Genomic DNA, 15,198 nt, shown 5'->3' with positions numbered 1-15,198 from the left:
ATCTAAAGGTCGTTGTTTACTGTGGCAAGTACTGGCTGGTCTCTGCCCCACGGGCCACCGCGAGCATCGCACCGACCTCCACCAGCTTCTGCCGGGCCCGGCCCCGGCGTCGCCCTTCGACACGTTCGTACCGGTCGATCCGCTTCCAGCCGTCGAAACCGAACGACTCCGGACACCGCGACTGCACGGCCTCCGCCAACTCGTCGCCTGGTCGGCTCGGCTGCGGAAGAAGCGCACGTTGATGGTCGGCTACGAGCGCGTCGACTGTCTCGGCGGCGCAGTATCGATTGGTGCCGATCACCCCGGTCGGACCCCGCTTGATCCACCCGGCGACATATACCCCCGGCACCGGATGCTCGTCCACCGGATCGACCACGCGGCCTGCAACGTTGGGGACCGTGCCGCGTTGGGAGTCGAACGGCAACCCCGGCACGGGAGCGCCGCGGTAGCCGACCGAACGCAGGACCAAAGAGGCCTCGAGATCCTCTTCGCTTCCGTCCATCCGGGTGGACGCGATCCGTAGACCTTCGACGTGACTGTCACCGAGAATCTCGACGGGCGTCCCGTGGAACCTCAGGGTGATCTTCCGCCGACCCGGTCGAGGAGAGCGGCGTGCGTAGTCGGCCAGTGTCCGCAACTTGATCGAGGCATCGTCGGAAGCGTCGAATCCGCCGTGAACGCTCACCTCGACCTCCTGCAACGCTCCCAGCGCGATGAGCTCGGGTGTCGTGAACGCTGCGTGCTCCGGCCCTCGTCGTCCGAGAACCACGATTTCTTCGATAGTGCTGTGCCGAATTGCATTCAGCGCATGCTCGGCGATATCACCCGGGACGAGCCGGTCGGGATCGCACGCCAGGATCCGCGCTACGTCCAACGCCACATTGCCGTTGCCGATCACCACGGCACGACGCCCCGACAGATCGAAGGTGCGACCAGCGGATTCCGGATGTCCGTTGTACCAGGCGACGAATTCGCGTGCAGCAAAACTCCCCGGCAGCTCTTCGCCCGGGATGCCGAGCTTGCGGTCGTCGGACGCACCGCTCGCGTAGATCACCGCGTGGTGATGATCGAGTAGCTCGTCGACACTGATATCCCGACCGATCTCCACGCCGAGGAAGGCACGGAAACCGTTGCGGCCGGCAGTGCGGGAGAAGACCCGCTCCACGGCCTTCGTGGTCTGGTGATCCGGAGCCACCCCGAACCGGACGAGCCCACCGGCCACCGGGAGCCGCTCGAACATGGAGACGTCGACGTCGACGTCTCGCCGAGTCAGCAACTCTTCGGCTGCATAGAAGGCGGAGGGACCGGACCCGACAATCGCCACCTTCAGCGGACCCGGCCGGGCTGCCGCGACGACAGGTTCGGCCGGCACTTCGCTCGGGCCGGACACGGTCGGGTTGCCCAGGAAGTACGCGGCATTGAGGTCCTTGTAGATCTCGGCCTCCGGGGTGAGGTCGCTGTCGGGAACGATCGCGTCGACCGGACACACGTCGGCGCAGGCCCCACAGTCGATGCAGGCGGCCGGATCGATGTAGAGCATCTCGGTGCGCTGGTACTGCGCTTCGTCGGGAGTCGGGTGAATGCAGTTCACCGGACACACCGCGACACACGTCGCGTCGTTGCAGCAGGCTTGGGTAACTACGTAGGTCATGGGCACTCCGGTTGATCGTATGGTTCCGAACTCTGCTCCGGTGGGAGGAAGCGGTCGCCGTAACGGCCTGCAAGCTCGCGGGCACGGGCGGCGAACCCGTTCTCGCCTCCCGGATAGGAACGCCGGAACGACAGAACCCCACCCGTGTGCGCCGGGAAACCGATGCCGAGAACAGATCCCGTGTCGGCGTCGGTCTCGGATCCGACGACACCTTCGCCGAGACAGCGCAGCGCTTCGAGGACCTCGACGAACAACAACCGGTCGCGCATATCGTTCAGGGGAATATGCCGTGCAGGCCCGAACACCTCACGAAGGACGGGCCACAACCCCAAGCGCTTACCATCCGAGTCGTACTCGTAGAATCCCTGACCGTCCGACCTGCCCTCACGACCGCATTCGTCGATCATCCGGTCGCGGACGCTGTCTGCTTCACTCCCCCGCCACGTCCCGCCGGCCGCCTCGACAGCGACACGGTTCTCGCGCTGCACCGCGCGGTTGAGCGTCAACGTGATCTCGTCGAGCAAGTGGAGCGGCGGCACCGGATATCCGGCGGCGGTCGCTGCGCGCTCGACAAGGCCCGGATCGATTCCCTCCCCGACCGCTACCAATGCCTCGTCGAGATAGCGCTCCATCACACGGCTGGTGAAGAACCCCCGACTATCGCCCACCACGATCGGTACCTTCCCGAGCATCCGCGCGTACGCCAATGATGCCGCGACGGTGGCCTGCGAGGTACGCGATCCGACGATCGTCTCCACCAACGACATCCGGTCGACAGGCGAGAAGAAGTGCATCCCGAGGAAGTACTGCGGACGTTGTAGCTTCGCGGAGAGAATGGCGATCGGCAGGGTCGACGTCGTCGACGCAATCACCGTAGGAGCCTCGGTGACTGCCTCCACCATCTGCAGCACCTGTTGTTTGACGGCGACGTTCTCTGCGACCGCCTCGATCACCAGCGCGGATGCCGACAGATCTCTGATGCACTCGGTGGGCGTGATGCGACCGAGCAAGGCCTGCGACATCGGCCTGTTCGAGGTCCCCGCTTTTCGCGCATGAGCTTCCCGCCGGTCGGCGTACGACTTGCCTCGGCGCGCATTCTCCAGAGTTCGCGCCCACAGCACGACGTCGGCTCCGGCCCACGCGCAGGTGTAGGCGATGGCCGCGCCCATCATCCCGGCGCCGACGACGCCGATCGTGGTGCCCGCCAGGCCCTCGGCCTTCTCACTCGCCACCGCAGACCCGATCCGTGCTCGTACGGTCCTGACCGACGTGTCAGTGTGCATCGGCAGGTACCTCCCGTTCGATAGCGACCGGCAACCCGATCGTCGCCGGCATCACGTCGCCGAGTGAAAGAGATCACATCGACCGCAGTGAGCAATAATCTAATCCCAGTAGATTCTCGGCGCAAGGCCCGATTCCTGCCGCAACCTCGGCGCCGGGGTTTACAGGTAAAACTACGTCAGTTAGATTTAGAGGCGTTGATCCGCAGCACACGTTCGCAAGCCGGTGACCACACCGTAGCCGGGCGCGCCCACGATACTGGAGGAGATGCAATGACCGAGGTCGGAGCACCCCGCGAGCAACGCATTCGCCGGACCCTGGATCACCTGCGCAACGACACGACGGACGAGTTCGACCACATCACCTGGTTTCAACCAGAGGAATTCACCGATCCGGCCATAGCCAAGCGAGAGCGTGACCTCATCTTCGGGCGGGTTCCCTCGATCGTCGCGCATGGTTCCGAGATTCCTCGCTCCGGCGACTTCTTCACCCTGCAGATGCCGCGGAACAACATCATCGTCGTCCGCCAGCGCGACGGTGGCGTCAAGACGTTCGTCAACCTGTGCCGGCATCGGGGCGCCCTCCTCGAGAAGGAGGAGAAGGGCCGCTGCCGCCTGTTCTCCTGCCCGTACCACCGGTGGTCGTACGACACGGACGGCACCCTGCGGACGATCACCCGTGACAACACCTTCGGGGAAACCGACACCACGAGCATGGGCCTCGTCGAATTGCCGACCGAGGAGCGCCACGGTTTCATCTGGGTCGTCGACGAGGCGAACGCCGAGATCGACGTGGCTGGCTGGCTCGGGAACGAGATGGATGCAATTCTGTCCGGGTACGACCTCGATTCGAAGATCGCCGTCCAGTCCGAGGGATTCGACGAGCCGGTCAACTGGAAGATCATGCAGGACGCCTTCCTCGACGGGTACCACATCCAGTACGCCCACCCCAACACTGCCGCCAAGCACATCCACACCAACGTGATGGCGTTCGAGGACTTCGGTAGGCACTGCCGCTTCATCGCCCCGCGCAAGTCGATCGATCGGTGGATCGAGGAAGACCCCGGCGACCGAAGCCTGGCCAAGGACATCACGGAAACCCATTTCCTGCTTCCCAACAGCACCCTGCTGCGGCAGCCGGATCACTTCCAGCTCCTCACCTTCCGGCCGCACCCCACCGATCCGCAGCGCTGCCGCATGGAGATGCGCCTGATCGTGCCTCCGGTGGCGGATACCGAGATGACCGAGGAGAAGTGGACTCGCCTGTGGAACAAGAACTGGGAGATTCTGCTCGCAGTTCTTCACGCCGAGGACTTCCCGCTCCTGCGGGACTCCCAGCACGGTATGAGGAGCGCCAACGCGGGACGGATGGTGCTGGGCCAGAACGAGGTTGCCAACCAGGTGTTCCGGCGTGAGACCCAGAAACTACTGGCAACGAACTGACAAACACACGATGTGCAGGTCGCCTGACGGGCGTCCCGCATCAGGAGGAAAACATGCAGAGCGATCTCTTCGACCGGGACCACGAGTTGTTCCGCGAATCCGTCCGTGGATTCGTCGACAAGCACGTGGTTCCCCAACTCGAGAAATGGGATGCGGATCGCCTGATCGATCGTGAGACCTGGCTGGCAGCGGGTCGTCAGGGCCTGCTCGGACTACCCGTCCCCGAGGCGTACGGCGGGCCCGGTGAACTCGACTACCGCTTCCGGTTCGTGATCCAGCAGGAGATCGCCCGAGTCGGCGCATCGGCCCTGCAGTCCGGGTTCTCCACGAACGACGACATCGTCCTGAACTACCTTCTCCGGCACGCCGACGAAGACCAGCGCCGACGGTGGTTGCCGGGATTCGTCACCGGTGAGACCATCGGTGCGATCGCCATGAGTGAGCCTGCCGCCGGCAGCGACCTGCGCGCCATCCAGACCACCGCCGTCGCCGACGGCGACACCTGGGTGATCAACGGGTCCAAGACCTTCATCACCAGCGGCATCCTCGCCGACATCGTGATCGTCTTCGCGAAGACAGATCCCTCTGCCGGCTCCCGCGGCTTCAGCCTCTTCGTCGTCGAGGACGGAACGCCGGGATTCAGCCGAGGCCGCAAACTGGACAAGCTGGGCCTGCACGCGCAGGACACGGCCGAGTTGTTCTTCGAGGACGTACGTATCCCGAAGGAGAATCTGCTCGGTGAGCTGGGCTCCGGCTTCGCCTATCTGATGCAGAGCCTTCCCCTCGAACGACTCGGCATCGGCATCGCCGCGCAGGTCTCGGCCGAGGCAGTTCTCGGCTGGACACTCGACTACGTCAAGGAACGCACCGCCTTCGGCAAGCGTATCGGCGATTTCCAGGGGATGGGCTTCACGCTCGCCGAACTTCAGACGGCCGTCGAGGTGTCGCGTGCGTATATCGACCGGTGCGTGCGTGAACACAACGCCGGCACCCTCACCGCCGTCGACGCCGCGAAGGCCAAGCTCTGGGCTACCGAACTGCAAGGCCGGGTGATCGATGCCGGCGTCCAATTCCACGGCGGCTACGGCTACATGATGGAATACCCCGTCGCGAAGGCGTACATCGACGCCCGAATCCAACGGATCTACGGCGGTACCAACGAGATCATGAAGGAAATCATCCATCGCGATCTGATGAAGGCCTGATCGAATCCGGGCAGAGGGAAAGGGTGCGGCTGACGATTCTCGGCCGCACCCTTTTCGCCCCGGTAAAGAGATTCCGGCACCGGCGGGCGATGACATCGGGACCTGCCGGCCCTGCCATCGCGCGCAAGTCTACGGTAGACTTCTATATAGAAGCGTGATCAGAAGTATCTGCCCGGGGACCGAGGAGGGGACATGGCGCGCAAGACCGCGGCCTCGAGCTACGAGGCAGATCCGCAACAGCAGCGCAGCGGCGTGAGCGACCACGAGTTCATCGCCCGGATGCGCGCCGAGCTGTACAAGAGGCCGAGCATGCGACTGGTCGCCGACAGGGTCACCCACATCATGCTGGCCGGACGGATCGATCGGGACGACCCGATCCTCGAGCTCATCGAATCGGACGACATCCTCGACGAGAAGACGGTGCTCAGCGACGCCGTCGAACGCATCCTGTCGTTCCCGCACCTCTCCGCCAAAGAAGTCGCCGACAAGTACGACAAGAACTGGGCCAACCCCAGCGATGCACTGCGCAAACTCAGCACCAAAGGCGAAGTCATCGGACTCAAGCGGGCCGGGAAGTTCCGGTACCCGGAGTTTCAGTTTTCCCTGCCAGAGGAGGCCAATCAGGTAGTACGGGAGGGCAACGTGGCTCTCGGCGCCCGGGACGATCCATGGGGGGTTGCATCGTGGTGGCTCTCACCCAACCCGTCGACCGAAGACCGCGAGTCCCCGGCCCAACTGCTCGGCGAGGGAGCCTACGACGCCGTGCGCGCGTTGCTGCGCGCCGAGATCGCCGACGACATTGCCTAACCGCCCACCACCGGCCTCGGTGACCGCGCACGTCGGGTCGCTCACCGCCGGAACCAAGCTCTGGCGCATCCACTCCGCTGACCCCGACCGAGACGTCCTGACCCTGAATCCGACCCCCGCCGGAGCGGGAGGCGGACGCTTCGACTCCTCCGACGGGTCGTACCACTACAGCTACTTCGGGGAAGACATCTCCACCTGCATCGCGGAGACCTACTGCCGGTCCCTGCCGCTGGAAGATCACGTTCCGAGGATCCTGCGCAAGGCCAAGCTGGCGGGTCGAGTCCTGTCCCAGGTCACCGTCACCGACGACGTCCCGGTCGCACTGGTGCACGGCTCACATCTGGCGGCGATCGGTCAGGACACCTGGCTGACGAAATGCGACCCCGTCGACTACCGGACCACCCGGCACTGGGCAGCATCCATCCTGCACGGAACCGCAGGGGTACTCGGTATCAAATACCGGGCACGCAACGACGAGGACAGGTTCTCCGTCGTCATGACCATCAAACCCAATGCCGGTGTGGAGCTGCATGAGCTGATGGCCGTGTCCCGGGACCCGATCAAGCTCGATGACCGTGCCGGGCTGGAACTGGTCAGATCCCATCTCGCACAATACAACGCAACACTCATCTAAGCGTCTCCGCCGATCTCCCACTGCCAGTCACCGACGTCGGGCGTCGGAGAACCCCATGCTCCGGATCACCTCGACGTTGATGCCGGTGAGCTGTGACTGGTTGCTGAGCGGGTCGTAACCGTCGGTGCCGGTGGGCGCGAGCCGGTTGACGTTCACACCGGGGTTGCGCCTCGCCACGTCCAGTCCTCGGGCCGTGCCCTGCCCCCAGCCGTGCGTCATCGCCACGACGCCCGGCCGGAGGGTGTCGTCGCAGAGCAGCACCGCCTCGACCTCGCCGTGACGGTTGCGCACGGTGACGTCGTCGCCCTCTACCAGGCCGCGGCACCGCGCGTCGTCCGGGCTCATCCACAGCGGATTGCTCTGGTGGACACCCTGTTTGAACACCGGAAGGTTGTGCAGCCAGCTGTTGACCATGTAGTGGGTGCGCCGGGTGATCAGCTTGAGTTGGTCGACGGGTTCCGCGGCCAGCTCCTCGAGAATGCGTTCGGCGGTCTCGTACGAGCGCTGGAACAGTGCGGGGCAGCAGTCGATCAGTCCGTCTTCGTGCTGGACCGCGATGCTGAACACGTGCGCGGGATCGGCCTCCGGCAGCACCGCGGTCTGGCAGGGCATCGTCGCGAGAAGGTCGATACTCAGACCCGAGTCTCGCATCATCGCGTCGACCGCGGCGAACGGATTCGGGTCCGGGTCGTCCAGCAGGGTCGGGACGCCCATCTCCTGTTGGATGCGGGACAGAATCCACCAGTCGTCGCGGCGCTCCCCCTTCGCCGGCACGACGGCGGGCGTGTACTGCACATAGGGCTCCATCGCGACGCCCATCGTGTTGAGGAAGTTGATGTCCTCCCGTTCCAGCCAGTCCGTCGCGGGCAGAACATAGTCCGCCATCTCACCGGTGACCGTGCGATACAGATCGACGGTCACGATCAAATCCAACTGCTCGAACGCCCGGCGCAGGCGGCCGTCCCCGCCGACCGACAGCAGCGGGTTGCCCGACACCACGATCAGTGCGCGGATCGGATCGTCGGGGTTCTCGATGAACTCCGGGAGGAGCGCGGCGGGCAGGTCACCGCTGACGGTGCGCATCTCACCGAAGGGACCGTCGTAGAACGGATTCTCCCGCTTGCGCTTCGAGCCCTGCACGACATCGGCGACACCCCGGGAGTAGATGTTGCCGCCGCGCCTGCCGAGGTTGCCGGAGAACAGGCTCACCATGGTGAGCATCCAGTAGGCCAGGGTGCCCTGCCGGCCCTGGTTCACGCCGGTCGCCATGTAGATGCTCGCGCTCGGCGCCGCGCAGAAGTCGTGGGCGACCTGCCGGATCGTGTCGGCGTCGATACCGGTGACCGCGGCGATCCGGTCGACGGGATACTGCCGGACGAAGTCGAGCAGTTCGTCGACGCGTCGCGCGTGACGTTCCACCTCGTCCCGGTCGTACCCGATCCGGAAGACGATCTCGTGCAGAATTCCTGCGAGGAAGTAGAAGTCGGTGTCCGGCTTGATCAGCAGTACCTCACCGGTCTCCGGTGACGACGACTCGATGCGGCGCGGATTGACGAACAGCACGGTTCCGCCGCGCTTGTTCACGGCGCGGATCTTGGCCATCGGATCCGAGATGTGGATCAGCGTCATGTGCGAGACCTGCGGGTTGCTGCCGAGGCACAGGAAGTAGTCCGTGTGCAGCAGGTCGGGGATCGGATGTGCCATCGACGCGCCGTAGATCGCCTCACTCGCCGCATGTTTGGCCGATGTGTCCTGCGTTCCCGCACTGAAGCGCATCCGGGTGTCGAAGCCGCGGGCGAGCGTGGCGGCGTTCGCGTAATAGGCGCCGTTGAACGCCGACGGGTTGCCCTGATAGACGGCGAGGGCGTTGCGGCCGTACTTCTGCCGTATTTCCTGGAGCCTGCCGGCGATCTCGCGCGCCGCGACATCCCAGTCGACGGGTTCGAAGTCGCCGCGTTCTTCGCTCCGCGGATTGGTCCTCTTCAGCGGCCGGTCGAGCCGGTCCGGATCGGAGTGGACCTGCAGGTAGTGCACGCCCTTGTGGCAGGAGAACCCTTGATGCACGGGATGATCCCGGTCCGGTTGCAACCGGACCACCTCGTCGTCCCGGACGTCGGCGAGCAGGCCGCATCCCGGTTCGCAGATGCGGCAGAATGTGTGCACCTGGGTCGTGTCCTTCGGGGTCATCGGACGGCCGCACCCGCGACGACAGCCGCCTGCCCGGCGTCGACGATCTTGATGCGGGGCCTGCCTGCCTCGCGGCCGCGCTCGCGCTCGAAGCGGTCGATCGCGCGCCAGTCCGCACCGCCGAGCGCGTCGGGTCGGCGTTCGCGCACCAGCGCCGCCAGGTTTGCGGAGGTCCCGGTCGGGGCGGGGAGGAGTCCCGCGCGGTGATCGGCGAGGAGGGCCTCGACGGTCTCCGCCGCGCAGTAGCGATTGGTGCCGATCACCCCGGTCGCGCCGCGCTTGATCCAGCCCGCCACGTAGTGGCCGGCCACGGCCTGCCCCGTGTCCGGGACGGTCACCCGGCCCGACACGTTGGCGACGGTTCCGGCGGCCTCGTCGAACGGGAGGCCGGCGATCGGCAGTCCGCGGTACCCGACCGCCCGCAGGACCAGACCACACTCGATCCGGTCCTCGGTGCCTGCGTCGGTGCCGGTCACGATCAGTCCCGCGGTACGCCCGTCACCCGTCACCTCCTTCGGGGTGGCGCCGAAGCGGAGCACGATGCGCTTGTTCCCCGGAGTCGGCTCCCGCCGGGAGTAGTCGGCCAGGATCCGCAGCTTGGTCGGCGCATCCGGACCTGCCGTAACCGGGCCGTCGACGAGGACGTCGATCCCCGGCAGGGAGCCGAGCGCGAGCAGTTCCGGAGTGGTGCAGGCCGCGTACTCGGGTCCCCGTCGGCCGAGCACCACCACCTCCTCGATGCGGCTGTCGGCCAGTGCGGTCAGGGCGTGATCGGCGATATCGGTGCGGCGCAGGGCCTCCACGTCGGAGACGAGGATGCGGGCGACGTCGAACGCGACGTTGCCGTTGCCGACCACGACGGCGCGGGATGCGGTGAGGTCGAAGACGCGGTCGGCGTGATCGGGGTGACCGTTGTACCAGGCGACGAACTCCCGGGCGGCATGGCTGCCCGGCAGGTCCTCGCCGGGGATGCCGAGGCGCCGGTCGCCCGCCGCGCCGGACGCGTGGATCACCGCATGGTGATGGGCGAGCACTTCGTCGATCGACACGTCCCGCCCGACCTCGACGCCGAGATGGAACGTGAAGCCGTCACGACGCGCGGTGCGATCGAACACCCGGTCCACCGTCTTCGTGTGCCAGTGGTCGGGCGCGACGCCGAACCGCACGAGTCCACCGGCCACGGGCAGTCGTTCGAACATGGTGACCTCGGCGGCGATGTCGCGACGGGCCAGCAGCTCCTCGGCGGCGTAGAACGCGGACGGTCCGGATCCGACGATCGCCACCCGCAGCGGCGGGGGGTCCGCGACGCCGGCGGTCGCGAGGGCGAGCGGAAGCGGCTGCACGTGCGCGCCCTGCGCAATGCTGCGTGGATTGCGCTGGAAGTACTCGGCGTTGATCTCCCGGTACTTGTCGATGTCGGGGGCAGGTGCGTCGCCGGGGACGATCGCGTCCACGGGGCACACGTCGGAGCAGGCACCGCAGTCGATGCAGGCGCCCGGGTCGATGTACAGCATCTCGGTGCGCTGGTAGTCCCGCTCCGCGGGGGTCGGGTGGATGCAGTCGACCGGGCAGACCGCGACACAGGTCGCGTCGTTGCAGCAGTTCTGGGTGACCACGTACGCCATCAGGGATGCTCCTCGCTCGTGCGCGTCACCGTGACCGGGACGCCGTTGAAGATCGGGGACGCCGTGAGCGCCTCGAGGTCGGTGGTGTCGTCCACCAGGGCGTTGTAGTTGCTGCCGGGCGCCGAGGCCGACCGGGTCGTCCGCAGGCCCGGTCCGTCGTGGCCCCACCCGTGCGGCATGCTCGCCACACCGGGACGCAGCGTGTCGTCGATCCGCAGTTCGGCCGTCACGGTGGTGACCTTGGACGTGACCGACACCCGGTCGCCGTTCACCAGACCCCGCTCGGCCGCGTCGGATGGGCTGACCAGCAGGGCGCACTGGCCGGCATCCGGTTGGGGCAGGGCATTGTGCAGCCACGAGTTCATGCCGCGCCGCTGGCGCCGGTTGATCAGCAGCAGATCCGGGGCTGCCCTCGTGACGCTCTCTCGCAGCCGCGGCAGGTCGGAGACGATCATGTTCGGTATCAGGTCGATCCGCCCGTCCGGGGTGCGCAGCACCTCCGGGACACGCGGCGCCAGCGGCCCGTAGTCGATGCCGTCCGGGTTGTCCTCCAGCAGTGCGAGAGTCAGCCCGTCCGGGTCGAGCCCGAACCGGTCGCCGTAGGGTCCGCTGCGCAGACGCAGGTCCAGCAGTCGCTGCGGGCCACGGCGGCCGGTCACGGCGTCCATTGCCCGCCCCGTCTCGCAGCCGACGAGTTTCGCGGCGCGCCGGGCCGCGAGGGCGGCCACCTCGTCGTCGATCTCACCGACCGGACGGTGCGGGGTTCCCTTGGCGATCGCTGCCAGCCGCAGCAGGATCTGCCACTCCGCCATCTCGCCGTCGGCGAGGTCCAGCAGGGGTGGGGTGTACCGCGCGACGTTGCGGATCTGGAAGTGCGCGAGCGTGACGTCGTGGTGGCCCCGGGTCGTCACCGGGGGCGGGGGCAGAACCACGTCGGCGTGGCGGGTGGTCTCGTTGAGATAGCAATCCACCGACACCATGAACTCGAGGGCGCCGAGCGCCTCCTCGATCGCCCCGCTGTTGGGCAGGGAGCGGGCCGGATTCCCGGCGAGGGTGATCAGCGCCCGGGTGCGGCCCGGTCCGGGAGTGAGGATCTCCTCCGCAAAACACACCGCGGGCAATTCCCCCATCGCCTCCGGCAGTCCCCGCACCCGCGAACGCCACCGGCCGAACATCAGCTTCGGCGGCCTGGTCACCGGCCAGGTGTTCTGCCCACCGGCGGGCGGCAAGGCGAACATCGCCCCTCCGGGCCGGTCCAAATTGCCGGTGACGATGGTGAGTACCTCGACGAGCCAGTTCGCGAGGGTGCCGAACTCCTGCATGCAGGTGCCGATCCGCGAATGTGCCACCGCCGCAGGAGCGCCGGCGAACCCGCGAGCCACCGAGCGGATCACATCGGCGTCGATCCCGCACGCCGCGGCGACGGCGTCGGGCTCGAATTCCGCCGCCATCGCGAGGGCTGCGTCGAGGCCGTCCACCACGTCCGGCACCCGCTCGGGTCTGGACAGTCCCTCGGACGCGATCACGGACAGCACCCCGAGCAAAAACAGGGCGTCGGTACCCGGCCGGATCGGCACGTGCAGATCCGCGACCTCGGCGGTGCGGGTCCGCACCGGGTCCACCACGACAAGGGTGCCGCCCCGCTCGCGCAGCGCCTGCAGGCGATGGTGGATGCCGGGTGCGGTGACGGTGCTGCCGTTGGACACCATCGGGTTCGAGCCGAGGATCAGCAGGTAGTCGGTGCGGTCGAGGTCGGGCAGGCTCATGCCGAGGCCGGTGCCGTACAGCAGCATGTGCGCGAGGTTCTTCGGCCAGGTGTCGACGCTCGCCGGCGAGTAGATGTTCCGGGTGCCGACCGCGCCGATCAACTCACCGAGGTAGAACGTCGAATCCAGGTGGTGGGCAGCCGGATTGCCGTGGTAGATCGCGCAGCTGCCCGGATCGCCGGTGACGAACTCCGGTAGCCGCCGGTCGATCTCGCCGAATGCTTCGTCCCAAGTGGCCTCGCGGAATCCACCGTCCGCGGTGCGCAACAGCGGTGTCCGGATCCGGTCGGGGTCGTTCTCGATGCGGCCGAGGCCGAGGCCTTTCGCGCAGCTGTGCCCACTGCTCAGTACGTCGTCGGGGTTCGGTGCGACCCGCACGATGGTGCGGCCGTCGAGCTCGACGAGTAGCCCGCAGGTCGACTCGCACAGTGGGCAGATTCGGTGCCCGACGATCGGTTCTGCGGTGGTCATCACGCGTCCTGTTCGATTGCGGTGGGCTCGACCGCGACGGGAACCGCGGTCATGGTGGGCATCGCGTTGATCGACTGGACACCCTCGCCGGTTCCGGTCAGCGCGTTCACGTTCACTCCGACGTCCTCGCGCGGGTCGACGCTGCCGAAACAGTGCGTCATCGACACGCTGCCCCGGGCCAGGGTGGCATCTGCCCGTGCGGTCGCACGCAGGCGTCCGGATGCCGACCGCACGGTCACCGCCTGCCCGTCGCCGATACCCAGGTCGGCGAGGTCGGCGGGGTGCAGGCTCGCAGGGTTGGCGCCGCCGGGAACGAGCCCCGGGATTCGGGTGCCGGTGGAGTTGACGGCCTCGCGGATCCGTCGCACCGTCAGAAGGAACGGGAACTGCGACGTGACGGCCTTGTCCGCGAGTGCTGCGTGCAGTTCGCCGCGCACGTCCTCGGGCATCAGTGTCAGGCGGTGTCCGGCACCGTCCTCGCTGGCCGGACCCACGACGGCACCGCTGCGCCCGGCGAGATATCCGTGCGGAGCGGCGACCAGGTCGGCGAACGGTACGCGTCCGCGCCCGGTCATCATCGCCAGCAAGTGTTCGGAGGTCGGCGGCGCGGCGGGGTCGAGGATGCGGCCGGCGAACTTGACCGGCTGCCCGGAGGCGGCGGCAAGGTCGAGGAAGAACCGCCAGTCGTCGACGGCGCCGGGCGGCGCGGTAACAATCGCGGGAGTGTATTGCGCGAACGGGCGTGGAAAGAACGGCTCCATGATCACGGTGTGGTCGGCGCGCTCGTACATGGTGGTCGGGGCGATGACGTAGTCGGCGAGCCGCGCGGTGTCCGACATCCGGGGGTCTACGCACACCAGCAGGTCCAGTGATCGCAGTGCGCGCAACGCTTTCCCGCGGTCGGGCAGCGCCGCCGCGGGATTGCCACCGGAGACGATCAGCGCCCGAACCCGGTCGGGGCCGGGTTCGAGGATCTCGTCCGCGAGGATGCCGGACGGCAGCTCGCCGCGAATCGCCCGCACCCCACCGATCCGGCTGCGGAATCCGTGCTCGTACGCCCGGGTGGGCGGTGCCACCTCCGCGCGCGCCGGCTGGTGCCGGGTCAGGACGGCGCGGTCGTCGGCCCGCTCTCCCTCGCGCAGGTACCTGCCGCACACCACGTTCAGAGCGGCGACGAGGTGCTCCGCGAGGTTCGAATGCGGGCCCATGCACAGCCCGGTGCCGCTGGTCGCCATCCCGCGGCTCCCGCCCGCGAACACGCGTGCCGCTTCGCGGATCCGATCGGCGGGAACACCACAGATACCCTGCACGACAGTGGGAGTCGCGTCGGACACGGCCTCGAGGAGCGCAGTCAGGTCGGCGGTGTACCAGCGGCAGAAGTCGGTGTCGTGGAGGTGTTCGGTGAGGACGACGTGGAGCAGGCCGGCGAAGAGCACCGCGTCCGTCCCCGGCCGGGGCGCCAGGTGAATGTCGGCCAGGGCGGCGGTCTCGGTGCGCCGCGGGTCGACGACGATCAGCTTCAGGCCCCGCTCCCGCGCCGCCCGCAGGGTGACCGACGGGTTCTGCACCACCGCGCCGTCCCCGTCGCCACCGTTGCCGGAGACGACGGGGTTGGTGCCTGCCAGCAACCACACGTCTGCATCCTCGAAGCGTTGCCGGCCGCCGAGGTATGTTCCCATTCGTTCCGCGACAACCCATTTCGCGGACTGGTCGATGGTCATCGTCGAGAACAGCTTGTGTGAGCCGGTGCCCCGGAACCAGGCGCGGGCCATCGGCGGGGTGAGTGCGGCGAAGTTCTGCTGCGTCCCCATGAACAGCGCGACCGCATCCGGTCCGTGCCGATCCACGATGGCGTGCAGCCGGCCCGCGATATCGGCGGTCGCCTGCGCCACCGGCACCGGCTCATGGGTGCCGGTGGCTGTGCGCCGCATCGAGGTGGTCAACCGGTCCGGTCCGTGCACGAGGTCGCCGCCGCGACGGCCTTTCGGGCAGGTGTATCCACCGGAGATCGGATGGTGGGCATCACCGAGCACCCGTGTGATCCGCCCGTCTTCGATGTCGAGCAGAACCCCGCACGAGGAGGCACACAGCCTGCAGAACGAGGTAGCCCTCGACGTGACGGATCGCAT

10 protein-coding genes are annotated in these 15,198 nt (G+C 67.3%); 4 read left to right on the top strand and 6 right to left on the bottom strand.

What is annotated here, in order from left to right; all coding sequences use genetic code 11:
* Positions 1 to 16 precede the first annotated feature (16 nt).
* Entirely contained in the window at positions 17 to 1,651 is a 1,635-nt protein-coding gene (locus ACH49N_RS14790; protein ID WP_358273149.1) for an FAD-dependent oxidoreductase, read from the bottom strand.
* Positions 1,648 to 2,934, bottom strand: coding sequence for a 3-hydroxyacyl-CoA dehydrogenase family protein (locus tag ACH49N_RS14785; protein ID WP_358273152.1), 1,287 nt, complete (start codon positions 2,932 to 2,934; stop codon positions 1,648 to 1,650). Before ACH49N_RS14785 ends, ACH49N_RS14790 begins: the two co-directional genes overlap by 4 nt.
* Before the next feature lie 270 nt (positions 2,935 to 3,204).
* Here ACH49N_RS14785 and ACH49N_RS14780 point away from each other — a divergent pair, with 270 nt between their 5' ends.
* From ACH49N_RS14780 to ACH49N_RS14765, 4 genes are all read left to right on the top strand, one after another.
* Positions 3,205 to 4,374 (top strand): SRPBCC family protein, encoded by a 1,170-nt coding sequence (locus ACH49N_RS14780; protein WP_358273154.1) that lies wholly within the window; start codon positions 3,205 to 3,207, stop codon positions 4,372 to 4,374.
* 53 nt (positions 4,375 to 4,427) lie between these two features.
* The gene (locus tag ACH49N_RS14775; protein ID WP_358273156.1) at positions 4,428 to 5,579 is read left to right on the top strand and encodes an acyl-CoA dehydrogenase family protein; all 1,152 of its coding nucleotides are present in this window, start codon (positions 4,428 to 4,430) and stop codon (positions 5,577 to 5,579) included.
* Between the two features lie 192 nt (positions 5,580 to 5,771).
* Positions 5,772 to 6,386, top strand: coding sequence for a hypothetical protein (locus tag ACH49N_RS14770; protein WP_159923802.1), 615 nt, complete (start codon positions 5,772 to 5,774; stop codon positions 6,384 to 6,386).
* Between the two features lie 19 nt (positions 6,387 to 6,405).
* Positions 6,406 to 7,020 carry an RES family NAD+ phosphorylase gene (locus tag ACH49N_RS14765; protein ID WP_358273157.1) on the top strand — a complete coding sequence of 205 codons (615 nt, stop codon included), beginning with the start codon at positions 6,406 to 6,408 and terminating at the stop codon, positions 7,018 to 7,020.
* A gap of 27 nt (positions 7,021 to 7,047) precedes the next feature.
* On the opposite strand, the gene ACH49N_RS14760 is transcribed toward ACH49N_RS14765, so the two are convergent.
* Genes ACH49N_RS14760 through ACH49N_RS14745 form a run of 4 tightly spaced genes read right to left on the bottom strand, consistent with a single transcriptional unit; the run spans position 7,048 to position 15,198 of the window.
* Entirely contained in the window at positions 7,048 to 9,207 is a 2,160-nt protein-coding gene (locus ACH49N_RS14760; protein ID WP_358273159.1) for a molybdopterin-dependent oxidoreductase, read from the bottom strand.
* Complete coding sequence (locus ACH49N_RS14755) at positions 9,204 to 10,832, bottom strand: FAD-dependent oxidoreductase (RefSeq protein ID WP_358273160.1); 1,629 nt, start codon at positions 10,830 to 10,832, stop codon at positions 9,204 to 9,206. Before ACH49N_RS14755 ends, ACH49N_RS14760 begins: the two co-directional genes overlap by 4 nt.
* Positions 10,832 to 13,069, bottom strand: a complete 2,238-nt coding sequence (locus tag ACH49N_RS14750) for a molybdopterin-dependent oxidoreductase (protein ID WP_358273162.1) — start codon at positions 13,067 to 13,069, stop codon at positions 10,832 to 10,834. Before ACH49N_RS14750 ends, ACH49N_RS14755 begins: the two co-directional genes overlap by 1 nt.
* Positions 13,069 to 15,198 carry a molybdopterin-dependent oxidoreductase gene (locus ACH49N_RS14745; RefSeq protein ID WP_358273164.1) on the bottom strand — a complete coding sequence of 710 codons (2,130 nt, stop codon included), beginning with the start codon at positions 15,196 to 15,198 and terminating at the stop codon, positions 13,069 to 13,071. Before ACH49N_RS14745 ends, ACH49N_RS14750 begins: the two co-directional genes overlap by 1 nt.

Source organism: Rhodococcus sp. NPDC019647, from assembly GCF_044389235.1.
In the GTDB taxonomy this organism is placed as follows: domain Bacteria; phylum Actinomycetota; class Actinomycetes; order Mycobacteriales; family Mycobacteriaceae; genus Rhodococcus_F; species Rhodococcus_F oxybenzonivorans.
Note: the sequence above shows the minus strand (reverse complement) of the source record. Positions and strands in the feature narration are given on the sequence as shown.